This window comes from Amycolatopsis alkalitolerans, assembly GCF_006152065.1.
Classification (GTDB): Bacteria; Actinomycetota; Actinomycetes; order Mycobacteriales; family Pseudonocardiaceae; genus Amycolatopsis_E; species Amycolatopsis_E alkalitolerans.
On sequence record NZ_VDFW01000020.1, the window covers coordinates 36,252 to 56,313 of the forward strand.

20 protein-coding genes are annotated in these 20,062 nt (G+C 70.0%); 16 read left to right on the forward strand and 4 right to left on the reverse strand.

Features of this window, described 5'->3' with window-relative positions:
• Nucleotide 1 precedes the first annotated feature (1 nt).
• The 6 genes from FG385_RS21740 (at nt 2) to mnmA (ending at nt 6,567) form a co-directional block, all read left to right on the forward strand.
• Nucleotides 2-961 (forward strand): electron transfer flavoprotein subunit alpha/FixB family protein, encoded by a 960-nt coding sequence (locus tag FG385_RS21740; protein WP_139098609.1) that lies wholly within the window; start codon nt 2-4, stop codon nt 959-961.
• 151 nt (nt 962-1,112) lie between these two features.
• Nucleotides 1,113-1,883, forward strand: a complete 771-nt coding sequence (locus FG385_RS21745; protein WP_139098610.1) for a GNAT family N-acetyltransferase — start codon at nt 1,113-1,115, stop codon at nt 1,881-1,883.
• Nucleotides 1,880-2,761 (forward strand): lysophospholipid acyltransferase family protein, encoded by an 882-nt coding sequence (locus FG385_RS21750; RefSeq protein ID WP_139098611.1) that lies wholly within the window; start codon nt 1,880-1,882, stop codon nt 2,759-2,761. Before FG385_RS21745 ends, FG385_RS21750 begins: the two co-directional genes overlap by 4 nt.
• Nucleotides 2,762-2,921: 160 nt before the next feature.
• A complete protein-coding gene (locus FG385_RS21755) occupies nt 2,922-4,277 on the forward strand; it encodes an MFS transporter (protein ID WP_139098612.1) in 1,356 nt (451 codons plus the stop codon).
• Nucleotides 4,278-4,303: 26 nt separating this feature from the next.
• Nucleotides 4,304-5,491, forward strand: a complete 1,188-nt coding sequence (locus FG385_RS21760; RefSeq protein ID WP_139098613.1) for a cysteine desulfurase family protein — start codon at nt 4,304-4,306, stop codon at nt 5,489-5,491.
• A complete protein-coding gene (mnmA, locus tag FG385_RS21765; protein WP_139098614.1) occupies nt 5,491-6,567 on the forward strand; it encodes a tRNA 2-thiouridine(34) synthase MnmA in 1,077 nt (358 codons plus the stop codon). Before FG385_RS21760 ends, mnmA begins: the two co-directional genes overlap by 1 nt.
• A gap of 1 nt (nt 6,568) precedes the next feature.
• Here the strand turns inward: mnmA and FG385_RS21770 are convergent, their stop codons facing one another.
• Nucleotides 6,569-7,015, reverse strand: a complete 447-nt coding sequence (locus tag FG385_RS21770; protein WP_407645522.1) for a GNAT family N-acetyltransferase — start codon at nt 7,013-7,015, stop codon at nt 6,569-6,571.
• Nucleotides 7,016-7,052: 37 nt separating this feature from the next.
• Between FG385_RS21770 and FG385_RS21775 the strand changes: the two genes are divergently transcribed.
• Entirely contained in the window at nt 7,053-8,528 is a 1,476-nt protein-coding gene (locus FG385_RS21775; protein WP_139098615.1) for an acyl-CoA synthetase, read from the forward strand.
• 146 nt (nt 8,529-8,674) lie between these two features.
• Here FG385_RS21775 and FG385_RS21780 read toward each other — a convergent pair whose 3' ends face one another.
• Nucleotides 8,675-9,715: an MBL fold metallo-hydrolase gene (locus tag FG385_RS21780; protein WP_139098616.1), complete on the reverse strand. Its 1,041-nt coding sequence runs from the start codon at nt 9,713-9,715 to the stop codon at nt 8,675-8,677.
• Nucleotides 9,716-9,802: 87 nt separating this feature from the next.
• Nucleotides 9,803-10,429 (reverse strand): LURP-one-related/scramblase family protein, encoded by a 627-nt coding sequence (locus FG385_RS21785; RefSeq protein ID WP_235022718.1) that lies wholly within the window; start codon nt 10,427-10,429, stop codon nt 9,803-9,805.
• A gap of 137 nt (nt 10,430-10,566) precedes the next feature.
• Here FG385_RS21785 and FG385_RS21790 point away from each other — a divergent pair, with 137 nt between their 5' ends.
• The 6 genes from FG385_RS21790 (at nt 10,567) to FG385_RS21815 (ending at nt 15,628) form a co-directional block, all read left to right on the forward strand.
• A complete protein-coding gene (locus FG385_RS21790) occupies nt 10,567-11,592 on the forward strand; it encodes a uroporphyrinogen decarboxylase/cobalamine-independent methonine synthase family protein (protein ID WP_139098618.1) in 1,026 nt (341 codons plus the stop codon).
• Between the two features lie 9 nt (nt 11,593-11,601).
• Nucleotides 11,602-12,276 (forward strand): hypothetical protein, encoded by a 675-nt coding sequence (locus tag FG385_RS21795; RefSeq protein ID WP_139098619.1) that lies wholly within the window; start codon nt 11,602-11,604, stop codon nt 12,274-12,276.
• A 36-nt stretch (nt 12,277-12,312) separates the two neighbouring features.
• A complete protein-coding gene (gene ligA, locus FG385_RS21800) occupies nt 12,313-14,427 on the forward strand; it encodes an NAD-dependent DNA ligase LigA (RefSeq protein WP_139098620.1) in 2,115 nt (704 codons plus the stop codon).
• The gene (locus FG385_RS21805; RefSeq protein ID WP_139098621.1) at nt 14,420-14,914 is read left to right on the forward strand and encodes a GNAT family N-acetyltransferase; all 495 of its coding nucleotides are present in this window, start codon (nt 14,420-14,422) and stop codon (nt 14,912-14,914) included. The genes ligA and FG385_RS21805 overlap by 8 nt, the downstream gene beginning before the upstream one ends.
• 88 nt (nt 14,915-15,002) lie before the next feature.
• Nucleotides 15,003-15,221, forward strand: a complete 219-nt coding sequence (locus tag FG385_RS21810) for a type II toxin-antitoxin system VapB family antitoxin (protein WP_139098622.1) — start codon at nt 15,003-15,005, stop codon at nt 15,219-15,221.
• A complete protein-coding gene (locus FG385_RS21815; RefSeq protein WP_139098623.1) occupies nt 15,218-15,628 on the forward strand; it encodes a PIN domain nuclease in 411 nt (136 codons plus the stop codon). The genes FG385_RS21810 and FG385_RS21815 overlap by 4 nt, the downstream gene beginning before the upstream one ends.
• A 23-nt stretch (nt 15,629-15,651) precedes the next feature.
• On the opposite strand, the gene FG385_RS21820 is transcribed toward FG385_RS21815, so the two are convergent.
• Nucleotides 15,652-16,230: a TetR/AcrR family transcriptional regulator gene (locus FG385_RS21820; RefSeq protein WP_139098624.1), complete on the reverse strand. Its 579-nt coding sequence runs from the start codon at nt 16,228-16,230 to the stop codon at nt 15,652-15,654.
• A 178-nt stretch (nt 16,231-16,408) separates the two neighbouring features.
• On the opposite strand from FG385_RS21820, the gene FG385_RS21825 reads away from it, so the two are divergent.
• Genes FG385_RS21825 through FG385_RS21835 form a run of 3 tightly spaced genes read left to right on the forward strand, consistent with a single transcriptional unit; the run spans nt 16,409 to nt 19,981 of the window.
• A complete protein-coding gene (locus FG385_RS21825; RefSeq protein ID WP_139098625.1) occupies nt 16,409-16,861 on the forward strand; it encodes a (2Fe-2S)-binding protein in 453 nt (150 codons plus the stop codon).
• Nucleotides 16,848-17,810 (forward strand): FAD binding domain-containing protein, encoded by a 963-nt coding sequence (locus FG385_RS21830; RefSeq protein WP_139098626.1) that lies wholly within the window; start codon nt 16,848-16,850, stop codon nt 17,808-17,810. The genes FG385_RS21825 and FG385_RS21830 overlap by 14 nt, the downstream gene beginning before the upstream one ends.
• On the forward strand, nt 17,807-19,981 hold the full coding sequence (locus tag FG385_RS21835; RefSeq protein ID WP_139098627.1) for a xanthine dehydrogenase family protein molybdopterin-binding subunit: 2,175 nt from the start codon (nt 17,807-17,809) through the stop codon (nt 19,979-19,981). The genes FG385_RS21830 and FG385_RS21835 overlap by 4 nt, the downstream gene beginning before the upstream one ends.
• Nucleotides 19,982-20,062 lie beyond the last annotated feature (81 nt).

Below are 20,062 nucleotides of genomic sequence, written 5' to 3' on the forward strand. Positions count from 1 at the left end.
TATGGCTGAGGTTCTGGTTCTCGTCGACCATGCTGGCGGCGAACTCAAGAAGCTGACGTACGAGCTGCTGACCGCCGCCCGCGAGCTGGGCGAGCCGTCGGCCGTCGTGGTGGGTGCCCCGGGCACCGCCGGCAAGCTCAAGGAGCAACTGGCCGGCTACGGCGCGGCGAAGGTGTACGTCGCGGAGTCCGAGGATGCCGACAAGTACCTCGTGACGCCGAAGGTGGACGTGCTGGCGTCGCTCGCCGAGCGGGTCTCGCCGGCGGCGGTCCTGGCGGCTGCGACGGCCGAAGGCAAGGAGGTCACCGGCAGGCTCGCGGTCCGCCTGGGCAGCGCGCTGCTGTACGACGTCGTCGCGGTGAATTCCGACGGCTCGGCCGAGCAGTCGATCTTCGGTGGCGCGTACACGGTGCAGGCCAAGGCCGGGCATGGCGTGCCGGTCATCTCCGTGCGCCCCGGCGCGGTCGAGGCCACCGAGGCCCCGGGCGCGGCCGCGGAAGAGACCGTGGAGGTGCCCGCCGTCGACGCGGCGAAGGCCGCGAAGATCACCGGCGTCGAGCCGGTCGTCGGTGGCGACCGCCCCGAGCTCACCGAGGCCTCGATCGTGGTCTCCGGTGGGCGCGGCGTCGGTTCCGCCGAGAAGTTCGAGGTCGTGGAGAAGCTGGCCGACGTGCTCGGCGCGGCCGTCGGCGCGTCCCGTGCCGCGGTCGACTCCGGTTACTACCCGGCCCAGTTCCAGGTCGGCCAGACCGGTAAGACGGTCTCGCCGCAGCTGTACGTCGCGCTCGGCATCTCCGGCGCGATCCAGCACCGGGCCGGGATGCAGACCTCGAAGACGATCGTCGCGGTCAACAAGGACCCCGAGGCACCGATCTTCGAGATCGCCGACTTCGGTGTCGTGGGCGACCTGTTCAACGTCGCCCCGCAGCTGACCGAAGAGGTCGCGAAGCGCAAGGGCTGACAGCCGGACGGATCACGGCCCTCCCGCCGGTGCGGGAGGGCCGTTTTCGTACCTGAGAGAACCCTGAGAACCCGGTATTCACACAAAGTGCACGGACTGGTCATCCCGTGGGGGTCCTGGTGGTTTCCTGGTCGCCGGTACACCTTGTGCTATGACGCGGTCACAGTTACTCGTCAGCACCGAATCGCAGCCGGACGGTGCTCCGCACTACTCGCTCCTCGTCGCCTCCGAGACCGAGGAAGTCGTTGCGGCACAAAGACTTCGCTACGCCGTCTTCGCCGGAGAAATGGGCGCCGAGCTGCACTCCCTGCAGCCGGGCCTCGATGCCGACCGCTTCGACGAGTTCTGCGATCACCTCGTCGTGCGGGAGGACAACACCGGCGAAATCGTCGGCACCTACCGCATGCTCCCGCCCGGTCGCGCAAGCTCGGCGGGCGGGCTGTATTCCGATACCGAATTCGATCTCGCGAACCTTTCCAAGCTGCGCCCCTCGCTCGTCGAGACCGGCCGTTCGTGCGTGCACCCGGACCACCGCACGGGCGCCGTGGTGAGCCTGGTCTGGGCCGGTATCGGCCGGTACATGCTGCTGGGCGGGCACCGCTACCTGGCCGGCTGCGCGTCGGTCGCGCTCGCCGACGGCGGGGCTTTCGCGGCCGGGGTGTGGGACACCATCCAGGCCAAGCACTACGCGGCTGAAGAGCACCGGGTCACGCCATTGAACCCTTGGGACAGCACGGAAATCGCGCGCCCGTCGCGATCGCTGCTGCCGCCGTTGCTCAAGGGATACACGCGCTTGGGCGCGAAGGTGTGCGGCCCGCCGGCGCACGATCCGGACTTCGGCGTCGCGGACTTCTTCACGCTGCTGGACCTGCACCAGGTCGACGAGCGGTACCTCAAGTTCTTTCTGGGGACAGGCGGATGAGTCACGCCTGGATGCCGGTCTCGCCGTGCGGTGACGGGTGCCTGACGCCGGACGCCGCGGCCGTCGCGTTCCCGCGTCGGATGCTGCGGATCGGCTCGGCGGTCATGGTCGTGCTCGCGGCGCTCGCCTCGGCGCCGTTGCTGGTGCTCGCCCGCATGCGGGAACCGTTGGCGCGCTTGATCTTCCGTTCGGTGCTGCGGGCATTTGGCGTGCGTCTGGTGGTGCACGGCGGTGAGGAGTTCCGTCGCGGCGAGGCCGGGCGCGGTGCGCTCGTGGTGAACAACCACATCTCGTGGCTCGATATCGTCGCGGTCAACGCGGTGCGGCCGATGCGGGCGCTCGCCAAAAAGGAGATCGCGGCGTGGCCGGTGCTCGGCGGGCTCGTCGCACGCGGCGGCAGCATCTTCCTCGACCGGGAACGCCTTTCCACTCTTCCGGCGACCATGGCCGAGCTGGCCGACGCGCTGCGTGGCGGTTCGCTGGTAAGCGTCACCCCCGAGGGGACGACGTGGTGCGGGCTGGCGGCCGGCCGGTTCGCACCCGCGACGTTCCAGGCCGCGATCGACGGCGGCGTGCCGGTGCGTCCCCTCGCGCTGCGGTACCGGCTGGGCGACGGTCGCGAGACCACGCAGCCGGCGTTCATCGGACCGGAGTCGCTGATCGACTCGCTCCGCCGCGTCGCCCGGTTGCGGGGGCTGGTGCTGGAAGTGTTCGTGTGCGAGGAGATCGCGCCCGGCCGCGCCGCCGACCGCCGGGAACTGGCCGCGCTCGCGGAGTCGGCCGTCCATTCGGCGCTCGGCACGGTGCACCCACCGCGCCGATCGCGGGGGAAGCGGGTGGTTCCGCCAGCCGCGCCGGTGAGCCCGGCGTTGCACTGAGCGCCTGGATGCCGAACTCGGTGACCTGAATGTCCAACTCGCCGTCGTGGATGTAGATCTCGGTGACCTGAATGTCCAACTCGGCGTCTCGAACGTAGATCTCGGGGGTGGGGGGGAAAGTGGTTGACCTCTAGTTGGGTGGAGGTTGCAGGGTTGACGGGTGATCGTCGCCGCGCGAAGGGGCGGGGTGCTGTGGACCCCGGCGCATCGCACCACCACCGTTGCCAGCCTGCTCGTAGTGACGCTCATCGCGTTCGAGAACATGGGCGTCGCCACGGCGATGCCGACCCTCGTGCCCGCGCTCGGCGGCCAGTCCCTCTACTCCTGGCCGTTCACGGCGTTTCTCGTCGCCAGCGTCGTCGCGACCGTCCTGTCCGGACGGCTGTGCGATCGCCGCGGTCCCGCGTTCGCGCTCGTCGCCGGGCCCGCCATGTTCCTCACCGGACTCGTGCTCTGCGGCAGTGCGCCGAACATGGCCGTGCTGCTGGGCGGTCGCGTCCTGCAGGGCCTCGGTTCCGGCACGGTGCTCGTCGCCGTCTCGTTGCTGATCGCGCTGGTCTACACCGATCGTGAACGCCCGGCCATGTACGCCGCCAACTCGGCCGCGTGGGTGCTGCCCGCGCTCGTCGGGCCGTCGATCGCGGGCCTGATCACCGAGCAGTTCGGCTGGCGCTGGGTGTTCCTCGGTCTCGTCCCGCTCGCGGCAGTGGGGCTCGCCCTCCTCGTCCCCGTCGCCCGCAGGCTCGGCCCGCCGGAATCCGCGGCACATCAGCGGCGGGCGTCGACGACGGCCGCTCTCGCCGCGGCAGTCGGCGTGGCGGCGCTCACCTGGGCGGCGCAGCACCCTTCGCCGCTCGCGATCGCCTATGGGGCCGGTGCCTTGGTGGCGCTGGGTTTCGCCTTGCGCACGCTCCTGCCACCGGGAACGGTGACCGCGCGCCCCGGCCTCCCGACAGTCGTCGCATCGCGTGCCCTTCTCGGCGGGGCCTACGCGGGGATGGAGGCCTACCTTCCGCTGACCATGAGCCAGGTGCACGGCTACCACCCCGCGATGGCCGGGCTGCCGCTGACGGTGAGCGCCCTCGGCTGGTCCGCCGCGTCGGCCGTGCAGGGCCGTCGCCCCGACTGGTCTCGCGAAACGGCGCTGCGAGCGGGATTCGGTCTGGTCGCCGTCTCGCTCGTGCTGTTCGCCTTCGTCTCGCAGCCGTGGTTTCCGGGCTGGGTCGCGTTCCCCGCGTGCGTCATCGGCGGTGCCGGGATGGGCACCGCCTATCCCTCGATCACGGTCCTGCTGTTCCGCTTCTCCCCGGTCGCCGAACGCGGGTTCAACACCTCCGCGATGCAACTGGGCGACTGGGTCGGCTCGGCCCTCGTCGTCGGCTTCGGCGGGGTGCTGCTCGGGTTGCTGGCCTCCGCGCGGCAGCCGTCGAACGCGGTCGTGGTGCTGGCCGCCGTGCTCGTGGGCATGGCCTTGCTCGGTGCCGTGATCACCCGGCGGTGGCCCACCCAAGAGTGAATGGGACGGTCTACCCTGGGAAGGCGATGACCTACCTCGACCACGCGGCGACCACCCCGATGTTGCCCGATGCCATAGCGGCGATGAGCGAGGCGCTGTCCACCGTGGGCAACGCCTCGTCGCTGCATTCCTCGGGCCGCCGGGCGCGCCGGATGGTCGAGGAGGCGCGTGAGGCGGTCGCCGAGGCGATGGGCGCCCGGCCCTCCGAGGTGATCTTCACCGGCGGGGGCACGGAGAGCGACAACCTCGCCGTCAAGGGCATCTTCTGGGCCAGGCACAACGCCGATCCCGCGCGCAAGCGGGTCATCTCGAGCGCCGTCGAGCACCACGCGGTGCTGGACGCCGTGCAGTGGCTGGAGGAGGAGGCCGGCGCGGAGGTCACCTGGCTCGAGGTGGACGCGTACGGCCGGGTGCTGCCGGAGACGCTGCGTAAGGCGATCGCGCGGGATCCCTCCGACGTGGCCTTGGTCACAGTGATGTGGGCGAACAACGAGGTCGGCACGATCAACCCGGTGGCCGAACTCGCCGGGATCTGCGCCGAGCACGGCATCCCGTTGCACACCGATGCCGTGCAGGCGGTGGGCGGCGTGCCGATCGACTTCGCCGCGAGCGGCGCGAGCGCGCTCACCTTCACCGGGCACAAGCTCGGCGGGCCGTACGGCGTCGGCGCGCTGCTGCTGTCGCGCGAAACCGAATGCGTGCCGCTGCTGCACGGCGGCGGGCAGGAGCGTGACGTGCGGTCCGGCACCCTGGACGTGCCCGCAATCCACGCGTTCGCGACGGCGGTGCGGGCCACGGTGGGCGAACAGGACGAGCGCTCGGCGGAACTCGTCGCCCTGCGGGACGCGCTGATCGACGCGATCCGCCGTGAGGTGCCCGACGCGGTGCTCAACGGGCCGCCGCCCGGCGAGGGCCGCCTGCCCGGCAACGTGCACTTCACGTTCTCCGGTTGCGCGGGCGACAGCCTGCTGATGTTGCTGGACGCCAAGGGCATCGAATGCTCGACCGGATCGGCCTGCACAGCCGGGGTCGCGCAGCCGAGCCATGTCCTGCTCGCAATGGGCGCCGACCCGACCGACGCGCGCTGCTCGCTGCGATTCTCCCTGGGGCACACCTCGACGCGCCGGGACGTGGACGCCGTGGCACGTGAGATCGGCGCGGTCGTCGCGCGGGCCCGCCAGGCCGGGCTGACCGGAATGCGGAAGGGGGCGTGATGCGGGTACTGGCCGCGATGAGCGGGGGCGTGGATTCGGCGGTCGCCGCCGCCCGTGCCGTCGAAGCCGGGCACGACGTGGTCGGCGTGCACCTGGCCCTGTCCGCCAAACCGGGCACGCTGCGCACCGGCGCCCGCGGCTGCTGCACGATCGAGGACTCCCGTGACGCGCGCCGCGCCGCCGACATCCTCGGGATTCCGTTCTACGTCTGGGACTTCGCGGAGCGGTTCACCGAAGAGGTCATCGAGAGCTTCGTCGGCGAGTATGCCGCGGGCCGCACGCCGAACCCGTGCGTCACCTGCAACGAGAAGATCAAGTTCGAGGCGCTGCTGGACCGGGCGATCGCGCTCGGCTTCGACGCGGTGGCCACCGGTCATTATGCCCGGCTGTCGCATGTGGACGGTGTACCGGAGCTGCGCCGCAGCGTGGACGAGGGCAAGGACCAGTCGTACGTGCTCGCGTCGCTGACGCCCGAGCAGCTACGGCATTCGCTGTTCCCATTGGGCGATTCTCGCAAGACCGAGGTGCGGGCCGAGGCGGAGCGCCGCGGGCTCGCCGTAGCGCACAAACCGGACAGCCACGACATCTGCTTCATCCCCGACGGCGACACGAAGAGTTTCCTGGAGCGCAGGCTCGGCGAGCGCCCTGGTGACCTGGTCGACGCGGAGACCGGCGCGGTGCTCGGGCGGCACAGCGGCGTCCACGGGTTCACCGTCGGCCAGCGCAAGGGCCTCGGGCTCGAGCAGCCGGCCGTGGACGGCAAGCCGCGGTACGTGCTCGCGCTCGAACCGGTGTCCGGTACGGTGCGGGTCGGTTCCGCCGACCGGCTGGCCGTGCGCGCGATCGAGGCGGACCGGCCGATCTGGCCGGGGGAGCGCGCGCTGGACGGGCCGACCGAGTGCACGATCCAGGTGCGCGCGCACGGCGGCACCGCCGAAGCGGTCGCCGAGGTCGTGGACGGCGACGTGCGGGCGCAGTTGCGCGAGCCGCTCAAGGGCGTCGCGCCCGGTCAGGTCGTCGTGCTCTACCGCGGTGATCTGGTGCTCGGCAGCGCGAAGATCGCGCGTACCGCCTGATTCACAACAGGAGCTTGAAGCCGAGGTGGCTCTGCGCGAAGCCGAGGCGGCGGTAGAACCGGTGCGCGCCGTCGCGTGAGGCGTCCGAGGTCAGGAAGACGAGGGCGCAGTCGCGTCGCCTGGCCTCCTCGACGGCCCACTTCATCAGCTGTGCGCCCAGACCGCCGCCGCGGCGGTCGGCGCGCACGCGGACGCCTTCCACCATGGCGCGTCTCGCCCCGCGCCGCGACAGGCCGGGGATGAACGTGAGCTGCAGCGTGCCGACGACCTCGCCGCCGTCCTCGGCCACGGCGAGGAACTGGTTCGGGTCGGCGTCCACGGCGTCGAAGGCGCGGGCGTAGCGCGCCTGGTCGCCGGGGGACTCACGGTCGCGGCCGAGGTGATCGTCGGCGAGCATCGCGACGATCTGCTCGACATCGGGGGCGGTGGCACGTCTAATGTGGATCACATTCGGAGAGTATGGCACCGGCGCCAGAGGAGTCGCTATGACCACGCTTCGTTCCAGCACCGTCGCGGACGTCCTCCGCCGGAGCGCGGCGCGAGTCCCCACGAGGACCGCGTTGCGGTTCGCGGACAGGCAATGGACGTACGCGGAACTCGACGACGCGGTGAGCCGGGCGGCGGCTTTCCTGCTGAGCCTCGGCCTGACGAAGGGTGACCGGGTCGCCGCGTACGGTAAGAACTCGGACGCCTACCTGATCGCGTTTCTCGCCTGTGCCAGGGCGGGCCTGGTGCACGTTCCGGTCAACTACAACCTCGTCGGTGCCGAACTCGGATACCTGCTGGAGCAGTCGGGCAGCACGGTCGTGCTGGCCGATCCCGCGCTGGCGGACCGGGTGACCGCCGGCCGGGTCATCCCGCTGCGGGACGCGGAGGGCTCACTGCTGTCGCACGCGGAGTCCGGTGCGGTGCCGGAGATCGACGTCGAGCTGGCGGACACGGACCTCGTGCAGCTGCTGTACACGTCGGGCACGACGTCGCGGCCGAAGGGCGCGATGATGACCCACCGCGCGCTCGTGCACGAGTACCTGTCGTGCATCGTCGGCCTGGATTTCACCGAGCACGACGATCCGCTCCACGTCATGCCGCTCTATCACAGCGCGCAGATGCACGTGTTCCTGGTGCCCTGGCTGGCCGTCGGCGCGGTCAACACGCTGGTGGAGACACCGGAGCCGGGAGACATCCTGCGGCGGCTTTCCGGCGACGGGCACGGCGCGTTCTTCGCCGCGCCGACGCTGTGGGTCGCACTCGCCAACCATCCGGACTTCAAACCGCTTCCCGCGCTGCGCAAGGCCTACTACGGCGCCTCGATCATGCCGGGCCCGGTGCTGGCGCGACTGCGCGAGGCGATGCCCGAGCTGGGTTTCTACAACTGCTTCGGCCAGTCGGAGATCGCCCCGCTGGCGACGATCCTCGGCCCGGAAGGCCATCTCACCCGGCCGGACTCCGCCGGTAAAGCCGCGTTGTTCGTCGAGCTCCGGGTGGTCGACAGCGACGGGACGGACCTGCCGCCCGGGGAGCTGGGCGAGGTGGTCTACCGGTCCCCGCAGCTGTGCCTCGGCTACTGGGACAAGCCGGAAGAGACCGAAGAGGCGTTCCGGGGAGGGTGGTTCCATTCCGGCGACCTCGTGCGGCAGGACGAAGAGGGCTACATCTACGTCGTCGACCGGATCAAGGACGTGATCAACACAGGCGGCGTGCTGGTCGCTTCGCGCGAGGTCGAGGACGCGCTCTACACCCACCCGGCGGTGGCGGAGGTCGCCGTGATCGGTGTGCCCGACGAGAAGTGGATCGAGGCCATCACCGCGGTGGTCGTGTCCAAAGAGGACGTTTCGGCCGAGGAGCTGCTCGCGCACGCGCGGGAGAAGCTGTCGCCGTTCAAGATCCCCAAGGCGATTCGCTTCGTGGACGAGTTGCCGAGGAACGCGTCGGGCAAGATCCTGAAGCGAAACCTGCGCTGAACGGGTGCTATGTGATCCTGTCCGGTTTACGTTGCCGTGTTTGCCTTTGCGGTCGGTGAGTTTGCCCTCGGCGGCAGCGGTGGGGCCAACTCGGTGACGCCAGGGGCCAACTCGATGCCCTGACCAGCAAACAAGATCACGGGACACTAGCCCATGGCGTAGTGCCGCACGCCGTCCACTTCGGACATCGTCACCTTTCCCTGGTACGCCAGGAGATCCAGGTGTGCCTTGGTTTCCATCACCGCGAGCATCTGGTTGAACACGTCCAGCTCGCCGAGCTTCCGCATCCGTCGTGTCCAGCTCAGTTTCAACGCGGCCTGGTAAGCCGTCGATGCGCCTTCGGAAAGCGCTTTCGCGGTGTGTTCCAGCCGGTCTTCGTGATGGGCCAGCAGTTCGTCGACGCGGGCGTGGACGCTCGGGGACACCGGACCGTGCGCGGGCAGCATCCGGCGGTCGGGCATCCCGCGTACCACCCGCAGCGAATCGAGGAAGTCGCGCAGTGGCAACGGTGTCGCGCCGGGCTGGAAGCCGATCGACGGCGTGATGTGCGGCAGGACGTGGTCACCGGTGAACATCAGGCCGGCCGCCGCGTCGTCGAACACGACGTGCCCGGCCGTATGCCCCGGCGTGTGCACGATGTCGAGCGCGCGGCTGCCCAGCACGGTGCGGCGGCCGGGGGTCAGCCACTCGTCGGGCATCTCCCAGATGGACGCCTCGGTGTTGCGCGTGCCGTCGAAGAACCGCCGCAACTCGTCGAGGACCGGTTCCGCGCCGGCCTCGCCGAGCAGCCGCAGGTGCGTGTTGACCGGTTCGCGTTCGGGGTTCGCGGTGATCTCCAGCGAGGTCCGCTCGTGCTCGCCCAGCGCGATCCGGTTGCCGAACTCGCGCCGTAGCGCGACCGCCTGGGTGTAGTGGTCGCGGTGCACGTGCGTGACCAGGAACTGGGTCACGTCCCCGAGTTCCGCGCCGATCCCTTTCAGCGCGGCCTGGAACTGCTCACGCGCCTCGTCGAGGGCCCAGCCGGAGTCGATCATCACCAGTTCGGTTCCGTCGGTGACGGCGTAGACGTTGACCGCGCGCAGCCCGTCGTTGGGCAGGGGCAAGGGGATGCGGTAGACGCCGGGCGCGACCGAGTAGACGCCAGGCTCGGTCCACGATCGTGCTGCGTCCTCGGCAAGTGGTTCCACGCGACCTCATCGTCCCTTCCGTACCGGTTCGAATTACTTTGAAACGCTCACGGTCGGATTGTCTACAGGACGATGTTGAGACGCCTGTCACGTGTCGCGCTGGTCCTGCTTGAGTGCGGTGTCGACGGTCAGCGCGGCGGCGACGACCATGCTGGCGAGCGGATCGGAGAGGTGGTCGTACACCTCGACCACATAGTTGTCCGCCGTCGTGAAGGCCTCCTTCAGCACCCCCGCGAAGGTCTTGGTGACGCGCGCGACCTCGGTGCCGGCCGCGTCCGTGATGGAGAAGTTCCATGCGCGCCAGTTCTCCGCGCGCAACTGGCCGACCGGCTGCCCGCCGGCGGTGAACGAGAACCGGATCTTGCCGAACACGCTCTCCTGCGCGATCTCGCCGATCGGAGTGCCGTCGGCGCGGGTCACCACGAACCGGGACCGCACCATTTTGGCGGGCCTGGTCACTTTCAGCACGACGCTTCCGCCGGCATCGCGGACTTCGAAAACATGAGTCAGGAACTGGTCGTAATTCGTGAACAACCGGATCGCTTTGCGTAGCCGGGTCTGGCCGACCTCGACCACCGCGCCGAGCGGGCGGCCGTGCTGGTCGAAGACGCCGAATTCGGTCACCGTCTCGACCAGCTTCGCCTTCTGGTTCACCACCAGGACCGGTTCGGTGAACAGCGTGCCGCCGCCGGCTCGCCGCGAATCATTCGTCATGCGCCCAAAGGGTAGCCAGAGAAAAGGCGGAACGGCGAGCGTCGAGGCGAATTGCGGAGAAATGTCGTAATTCATTCGGGGAGCGGTCCCCGGGGGTGCGTGCCGCCGCCGGCCGGGTCACCGGCCACAATGGCGGGGTGAGTGAACGAGCCTGGCCCTCCGGAGCCGCGACCGGCGTCGGTTCCATGCCGGGAACCGACGCGGGTGAAGCCGCCGCGATCGTCTTCGGCGAGCTACCCGAGTTCCCGCACCTGCCCGAGCTTCCCGCACGCGGCGTCGGCGCTGACCTGATCGGGCGAACCTCCGCGTTCCTCGTGGACCTCGCGATCGAGGAGGTGCCCAGCGGGTACCGGGTCGCCGCGCATCCCGGCCGCGACCACCGCCGCGCGGTCGACCTCCTGCGCTGGGACCTCGACGCGGTGCATGAGGCGGCGGAGGGCGCGAGGGTGATCAAGACCCAGATCGCCGGGCCGTGGACGCTCGCGGCGGGGATCGAGCTGCCGCGCGGGCATCGCGTGCTCACTGACGCCGGCGCCGTCCGCGAGTTCACCGAGTCGATGCTCGAGGGCCTGGCCGCGCACGTCGCCGAATTGAAGTCCCGCACGGGCGCCGAGGTCGTGGTCCAGTTCGACGAGCCGACGCTGCCCGACGTCCTCGCCGGTTCGCTGTCGACGCCCTCCGGTTACGGCACGGTCGCCGCGGTCGCGGAGCCCGAGGCTCGTGACCTGCTCGCCACCGTCATCGAGCGCGCCGGGGCGATCACCGGCCAGCCCGTCGTGGTGCACTGTTGCGCGCCGCGCCCGCCGGTCGGGCTGCTGCGCTCGGCAGGCGCCGGTGCGCTCGCGCTCGACGCCACGCTGCTCGACGGTTCACCCGCGAAGCTCCTCGACGAACTCGGTGAGGCGTGGGACAGCGGGGTGCACCTGTTCCTGGGCCTCGTCCCTGCGCTCGCGCCGGAGAAACCGCCGACCCTGCGCGAGGTCGCCGCGCCCGCGCTGCGGCTGACCGATCGCCTCGGCTTCAACCGGTCGGTGCTCGCCGAACGCGCCGTGCCCACCCCGACCTGCGGTCTCGCCGGGGCGAAGGCCGGCTGGCTGCGCCGCGCGCTGTCGCTGACCCGCGATCTGGGCAAAGCGTTCGTGGAGCCGCCCGAAGGCTGGTAAACACGCAGGATGCGATGGTTCCGGCGCAGGAAGCCCGAAGACGAGGTTCCCGATCCGCGCACCCCGTGGCCGGCGCAGGAAGTGCCCGAGGATCCCGCCGTGGCGGCCGGGGTGTTCTGGCGCCGGTGGTTCGAACTGCTCCCTGAGGTCAACGCCGCGCTCGGCGACCGGGAGCCCCAGCGGGTCGAGCACGAGCTGTCCGTCGCGGTCGCCGCGCTGCACCCCGATCTCCACTTTTCGCTCGAACGTGGTCAGCGTGCGATCTACGCGCTCGTCGTGACGGGCCAGGAGGACCCGGCGGTGCGGCCGTATACCGACGCGTGGCGTGAGGCCGCGCCCGAAGAGGACGCCATCTGGGAGTATCACGACTCGGTTCCCCCGGTGCCCGATCCCTCGGAAGTGGCGGTGAACCTCGGCGGCCGGCGCATCTCGCTCGGCGAGTTCCGGGTCGGCGCGCGGGTCGAGGACGGGATGGTGGACGTAGAGGTGTACCACCCGGAACTGGCCGAGCTCGACGAAGCGGCCCGGTCGGCCATGACGTTCCTGCCGCTCGACGCCACGCTGGGCGAGCGCTTGGCAGGTGAGCGGCTACGGAGAGTGGAGGCCGCCGAGTCCGAACCCGCGGCGTCGATGTCGCTGCTCGAACTGCGTGAACTGGTCCGCGGCCTCGGCCGGACGATCTGACGAAACTGTCGGACGTACTGACTAGGCTTACCGGCTGTGAGTGAATCCCAGGAAGTCCAGGACGTGCCCGCCGACGTGCGGGAGCGGTACGGCGCGCTCGCGGACGAGGTCCGCGGCCACCAGTTCCGCTACTACGTGCTGGATTCGCCGACGATCTCCGACGGTCAGTTCGACGAGTTGCTGCACCGGCTCGAGGCGATGGAGGCGCAGTACCCCTCCCTGGCCACGCCGGATTCGCCGACGCAGAACGTGGGCGGCACGTTCTCCACCGAGTTCGCCGCGTACGACCATCTCGAGCGGATGCTGAGCCTGGACAACGTCTTCGACACCGAGGAGCTGCTGGGCTGGATCGAGCGCGTCGAGCGCGAGGTCGGCGGGTCCACGCAGTACCTGGCGGAGCTCAAGGTCGACGGGCTGGCCATCAACCTGCTCTACGAACAGGGCAGGCTCACGCGCGCGCTCACCCGCGGGGACGGGCGCACGGGCGAGGACGTCACGCTGAACGTCCGCACTCTCGAGCAGGTGCCCGAGCGGCTGACCGGCACCCGCGAGTTCCCGGTGCCCGGGCTGGTCGAGGTGCGCGGCGAGGTGTTCTTCCGCGTCGAGGACTTCCTGGATCTCAACGCGAAACTCGTCGAGGCGGGCAAGCCGCCGTTCGCCAACCCGCGCAACACCGCGGCGGGATCGTTGCGGCAGAAGGATCCCCGGGTCACCCGCAGCCGCCGCCTGCGGCTGATCTGCCACGGCCTCGGCCGGCGCGAGGGTTTCGAACCCGAGCGCCAGTCGCACGCCTACGACGCGCTGGCCGCATGGGGGCTGCCGGTTTCGCCGAACAGCAAGGTGTTCGACACCGCGGAGCAGATCCTCGCCCATATCGACTACTGGGGCGAGCACCGCCATGACGCCGAGCACGAGATCGACGGCATCGTGATCAAGGTCGACCAGGTGTCGCTGCAGCGCAGGCTCGGCACCACGTCACGCGCCCCCCGCTGGGCCATCGCGTACAAGTACGCGCCGGAGGAGGCGATCACGAAGCTGCTCGACATCCAGGTCAACGTCGGGCGCACCGGCCGGGTCACGCCGTTCGCGGTGATGGAGCCGGTGAAGGTCGCGGGCTCCACCGTCGCGATGGCGACCCTGCACAACGCCGAGGAGGTCAAGCGCAAAGGGGTGCTGATCGGGGACCGCGTGGTGATCCGCAAGGCCGGTGACGTGATCCCCGAGGTGCTCGGCCCGGTCGTCGACTCCCGCACGGGTGACGAGCGCGAGTTCGTGATGCCCGCGCACTGCCCGGAGTGCGGCACGCGGCTGGCGCACCAGAAAGAGGGCGATGTCGACATCCGATGCCCGAACTCCCGGTCCTGTCCCGCGCAGCTGCGGGAGCGGTTGTTCCATCTGGCCGGGCGCGGCGCGTTCGACATCGAGATGCTCGGCTACGAGGCGGCCACGGCGCTGCTGGAGTCGAGGGTGGTCCTCGACGAGGGTGACATCTTCGACCTCGACGAGGAGAAGCTCGGGCAGGTGGAGCTGTTCCGCACCAAGGCGGGGGAGCTCTCGGCGAACGCGCGCAAGCTGCTGGTGAACCTGGCCGCGGCCAAGGATCGTCCACTGTGGAAGGTGCTGGTGGCACTGTCGATCCGGCATGTGGGGCCGACGGCGGCGCAGGCGCTGGCGCGCGAGTTCGGTTCGCTGGCGGGGATCGAGGCTGCGAGCGAGGAGGAACTGGCCGATGTGGACGGTGTCGGGCCGACCATCGCGGCCGCGGTGACGGAGTGGTTCACCGTCGACTGGCATCGCGAGGTCGTGGACAAATGGCGCCGCGCCGGGGTCCGGATGGCGGAGGAGCGGGACGAGTCGATCCCGCGCAACCTCGAAGGCCTGTCGATCGTGGTGACGGGATCGCTCTCGACGTACTCGCGGGACGAGGCCAAGGAGGCCATCATGTCGCGCGGCGGCAAGGCGGCGGGCTCGGTGTCGAAGAAGACGGCGTTCGTCGTGGTCGGCGATGCCCCGGGCTCGAAGTACGACAAGGCGGTCCAGTTGAAGGTGCCGGTACTGGACGAGAGCGGGTTCCAGGTCCTGCTCGACAGCGGTCCCGAAGCGGCGGCCGAGGTGGCGCTGCCGGCGGGGGAGGAGGAGCCGGGTGAGTGAGATCGTGGTGCGCGCGGCGTTGCCGGCGGAGTTCGGCGAGGTCGGCGCGCTGGCCGTCGCCGCCTACGACGCGGACGGGTTGCTCTCCGCGGATCCGAAGTACGTGCAGACGCTGTCCGACGCGGCCGGTCGCGCCGAGCACGCCGAACTGCTCGTGGCGGTGAACCCGGCCGGTGAGCTGCTCGGTTCGGTCACCGTCGTGCGCTCGGGCACCCGGTACTCCGAGATCTCCCGCGAGGACGAACTGGAGTTCCGGATGCTCTCGACCAGCCCGTCCGCGCGGGGCCGCAGCGTCGGCGAGGCGCTCACCCGTGCGGTACTCGACCGCGCTCGCGAACTCGGCCTCCGGCGGGTGGTGATGTCCAGCCTGGACGCGATGAAGACCGCGCACCGCCTGTACGGACGGCTCGGCTTCGCCCGCCTCCCGGACCGCGACTGGCAGCCGGTGCCCGGAGTGTGGTTGCGCGCTTTCGCGGTGGAGGTGTGATCCGCCCGCGCCCGGCGGCAAGACATCGCGGATATCCACGCTAGATATCTGTGATATCCTCGACGTGTTCGCACAGAGGAGGCGTCGCATGACTACGGTGAAGACCCCGATCGAGATCGACCAGGAGGCTCTGTCCTTGGCGGCTGAGGTCCTCGGCACCAAGACGAAGAAGGAAACGGTCAACGCCGCCCTCCGCGAAGTCGGGCAGCGGCTCGTACGTCTGCGGGCGCTGGCCCGGCTCGGAGACATGGCAGATCGCGGTGACTTCGATGAGTTCGTCGGTAACAAGGCGGCCTACCGCAGGTGACCCCAGCGTTGTACCTGATTGACACGTCCGGCCTGTTCCGGATCGTGCAGGACAAACTACGGCAGGCATGGTCCGATCAGCTCGCCGCAGGCGTTATCGCGATCTGTCCTGTCGTCGAGTTGGAGTTCCTCTATTCCGCACGATCGCTTGCGGACCGGCTGGAGAAGCGGCGGCTGCTGGATGAGGTGTTCGGCTGGGTGCCGATGAGCGAACAAGTTTGGGAACGCGCAGAAGAAGTCCAACAGGTGCTCACGGAGACCGGGGGGCATCGGTCAGCCGGCCCCGTTGACCTGCTCATAGCCGCTACGGCAGAGCGTGAGCGGCTTACCGTACTGTGCGACGATCATGATTTCGAGACCGTGGCGGACGTCACCGGCCAGCCGGTCAAGCTGGTTACGGACATCTGACATCCACCCCCGCCGCCCGTTCGTCATCGGCAGCCGTCCGTGCGCATGCCGCGCCACAGCAGGTCGATGAGGCTCCTGGTCTGGCTCCGCCAGTCGCCGGCCGGGTCGAGGTAGAACAGGCCGCCCAGCCCGCGCACGACCGTCGCCGGATCGAGGTCGGCGCGCACGTTGCCCGCCTCGACGTTGGCCTCCAGCAGGGTGGAGACCGCGCCGACCACGGCCTCGTAGGTGTTCGCCGGCAGCTCCCCGCGTGACCCCGCCGCGGCGTGCAGGGCGTTCGCCAGGCCCCGCTTGGTCATCATGTACCGCGCCAGGTGATCGCTTATCCAGATCCGGAAAGCCTGTTCCGCGCTGTGCGTTTCGAGCAGGCTGGGCACGACGTCGACGAGATGTCGCAGCTCGCGCTGGTACACGGCCAGGATGAGCGACTCGGTCGTGGGGAAATGCCGGTACACCGTGCCGACCCCTACTTCGGCCTTCTTCGCGATGCTGTTGAACGAAACCTCGCCCGAACCGGCCAGCGCCGCCGCGGCCGCGGCAAGGATGCGCTCGTGGTTGCGCCGGGTGTCCGCCCGCCGCGGGCTGACCGCTCCCGTCGTCATCGTCCCTCCTGACCGTTCACCTCGCCGGCACCCGAAGCTGGAGCAACTCCACGGTGCGAAGCGGATTGTAATCCGCTAGCCTGGGCGGCGTGGTCGAGCGGATGAATATCCGGTTCGCCACGACCTCCACATCCATGCCCTCAGGCTTCCGCTACCGACGATCTGGGGAAAGATCCAGTTGGACATCTCACTCGAAGTCAATGGCAGGACCGAACGACTGAGCGTCGAGCCCGGTGTGACGCTGCTGGACGCGTTGCGCGAGCGCCTCGACATCACCGGTCCGAAGAAGGGCTGCGACCGGGGCCAGTGCGGCGCCTGCACGGTGCACGTCGGCGGCAAGCCCGTGCTCTCGTGCCTCACCCTGGCTGCCACCGTGAAACAGCAGGTGACCACGGTGGAAGGACTATCCACGGAGGACGGTCTGCATCCGGTCCAGCGCGCGTTCGTCGACGCCGACGCCCTGCAATGCGGGTTCTGCACACCGGGACAGCTCATGTCCGCGGTGGCCGCGGTCCGCGACGGCGTCGAAGACGTCCGGGAATTCATGTCCGGCAACATCTGCCGCTGTTCGGCCTATCCGAACATCGTCGCGGCAATCGAACACGCGAGGCAGGCTGATGCGTCCGTTTGAGCTCACGGCACCCGCCACCGTCGAAGCGGCGCTCTCGGCACCCGGCACCTTCCTCGCCGGCGGGACGACCGTCGTCGACCTGATGAAACTCGATGTCCTGACCCCGCAACAGGTCGTGGACATCAACGGCCTGCCACTGCGCGGTATCGACACCGGCGACGGCCTGCGGATCGGCGCGCTGGAGCGGATGGGCGACATCGCCGCGCATCCCGGTGTCTACCCGGCGATCTCTCGCGCGCTGCTGCTCAGCGCATCCCAGCAGCTGCGCAATATGGCCAGTATCGGCGGAAACCTGTTGCAGCGCACGCGGTGCACGTACTTCCGTGACGTCGCGATGCCGTGCAACAAGCGCCGGCCGGGCAGCGGTTGCCCGGCCATCTCGGGCGCCAACCGGACGCACGCCGTGCTTGGCACGAGCGACAACTGCGTGGCGACGCATGCCAGCGATGTGGCTGTCGCGCTGGTCGCGCTGGACGCCGAGGTGCGGCTGGCCGGTGCCGGCGGTGAGCGTGTGCTCAAGCTGGCCGATTTCTACCGCGTGCCAGGCGAAACGCCGGAGGTCGAGAACGATCTGCGACCTGGCGAGCTGATCACCGAGGTGGTCGTACCGCGGCTGGACTGGGCGTCGCGCTCCACTTACGTCAAGGTGCGGGACCGGCAGTCCTACGAGTTCGCGCTGTGCTCGGCCGCGGTCGCCCTGGACATCCAGGACTCGCGCGTCGCCGACGCCCGGGTGGCGGTCGGTGGCGTGGCCACCGTGCCGTGGCGGCTGCCCGCGGTCGAGGCGGCACTGCGCGGCGCGCCCGCGACCCCCGCGTCCTTCGAAAACGCGGCATCGGTCGCGGCCGAAGGAGCCAGGCCCCTGGCCGCCAACGGTTTCAAGCTGTCCTTGCTGAGGCGGACCGTCGTCCGCGCGCTACTCGAACTGACCGAGGGGAGCCACCGGTGACGAACCGTTTGGACGGGCCGCTGAAGGTCACCGGTGAGGCCCGGTACGGGTCGGACCACAACTTTCCCGGTATGGCTTACGGGTACGTCGTCGTCAGCACGATCGCGCACGGGGAAATCGCGGCCATGGACCTCGCCGCGGCGAGCGGTGCGCCCGGGGTGCTCGCCGTGTACTCGCCGTTCGACCCGCTGGAGCTGCGCACACCGACCTCGCCGATACTGGGCGACACCTGGGTTCCCTTGCAGGACAAGGAAGTCACCTACTACGGCCAGCCGATCGGGTTCGTGGTGGCGGAGACCTTCGAGCAGGCCCGGGACGCGGCCATGCTCATCGAGGTCACGTATCACGAGCGACCGGCGCTGACTTCGCTGGAGGGCGGGCTCGACTCGGCCGAGGACGCGTCGCCGACCGCCCGGCAGGAGCCACCCGCCCTGGAGATCCTCGCGGATGGCGTCGAGTCCATTGAGGACGCGCTGGCGGCGAGCCCGGTGGTCGTCGGCGCGACGTACACCACCGCGCCGCAGAACCATGCCGCGATGGAGCCGCACTCCGCGGTCGCGGTGTGGGAGGCGGGCGTGCTGACCGTCTACAGCGGAAACCAGGGTGCCAACCTCCAGGCGGCGGAGCTGGCCAGTGCACTGGACATCGATCCGTCGTCGGTCCGCGCGATCGACCCGTTCGTGGGCGGGGCGTTCGGTGGCAAGGGGCGCACGTCTGTGCCGGCGTTCCTCGCGGCGGCCGCCGCCAGGGACATCGGCCGCCCGGTCAAGGCCGCGCTGACCCGGGAACAGGTCTTCACCGCGACAGCGGGCCGCGCGGCGACCGTGCAGAAGATCTCCCTCGGCGCGGACGCGGACGGCACCCTGATCGCGTTGCGCCATGACTCGGTGTGCAGCACGGGCGCCGACCGGTCGTTCGTCGAGCCGACCTCGCACGGCACCTCGCGGGAGTGGTACGCCACCCAGAACCTGGCCATCAGCCAGAAGATCGTGCCGCTGAACGTCCCGCCGACGACGTTCATGCGCGCGCCCGGCGAGGCGCCCGGATCCTTCGCGCTGGAGAGCGCGATCGACGAACTGGCGGTCGCGCTGAACATGGACCCGATCGAACTGCGGCTGCGGAACAACTCGACCGCACCGCCCGGCAAGGACCTGCAGTGGTCGAGCAAGCATCTCGACGAGTGCTTCCGCATCGGCGCGCAGCGTTTCGGCTGGGCGAACCGCGCGCCGCACGGCCGCACCGACGGCGACTGGCTGGTGGGGCTCGGCACCGCGACCGCGATGTTCCCCGCCCTGCGGTTCCCGGCCACCGTCGAGGTGACGCTGCGAGCGGACGACACGGCCGTGGTCTCGACCAGCGGCGCGGACCCGGGCACGGGCCTGCTGACGGTGCTTTCCCTGGTCGGAGCCGAATCGCTGGACATCCCGCCCGAGCAGGTCACGCCCCGGCTGGGCGACTCGGCGCTCCCACCGGGTGGCATGTCCGGCGGCTCGACCGCGACGGCGAGCGCGGGCACCGCCATCATGATCGCCGCGGCCACGGTGATCGACGATCTCGTCGCGCTGGCGTCGGCCCCGGGCGCGCCGTTCGAGGGCGAGGAGGTCTCGTACGCGGACGGCCGGGTGCTGGCCGGCGGCCGGACCATGACGTTCGGCGAACTGCTGCGGGCGCTGAACCGCTCGTCGATCTCCGCGACCGGTTCGTCGGCGCCCGGCGAAGAGCTGACCAAGCACTCGTTCAGCTCGTGGGGTGCCCAGTTCTGCGAGGTTCGCGTGCACCGGTGGACGCGTGAGGCCCGGGTGTCGCGCCTGCTCGGGGTGTTCGACGCCGGCCGGATCATCAACGAGAAGGCGGCCCGCAGCCAGATCATGGGCGGCATGATCTGGGGCGTGTCGGCCGCGCTGCACGAGGGCCTGGAGATCGAGGCGAACGGGCGGCAGGCCAACGGCGACTTCGCGGGTTACCTGCTTCCGGTGAACGCGGACGTCCCCGAGGTCGGCGTCCATTTCGTCGAGTACCCGGACACCCTGCACAACGCCGTCGGCGCGAAGGGGCTGGGCGAGATCGGCACGGTCGGCATGGCGGCCGCCGTCGCGAACGCCGTCTACAACGCCACCGGCGTCCGGGTCCGCCACATCCCGATCACGATCGAGGACCTCCTCGACGAGTGAGGTGCGAAGGGCCCCCGCGCGATGATCAAAGCGCGGGGGTCCCCCAGAGCGCGCCGATGGGAATGGCGCGGAAGCGGGGAC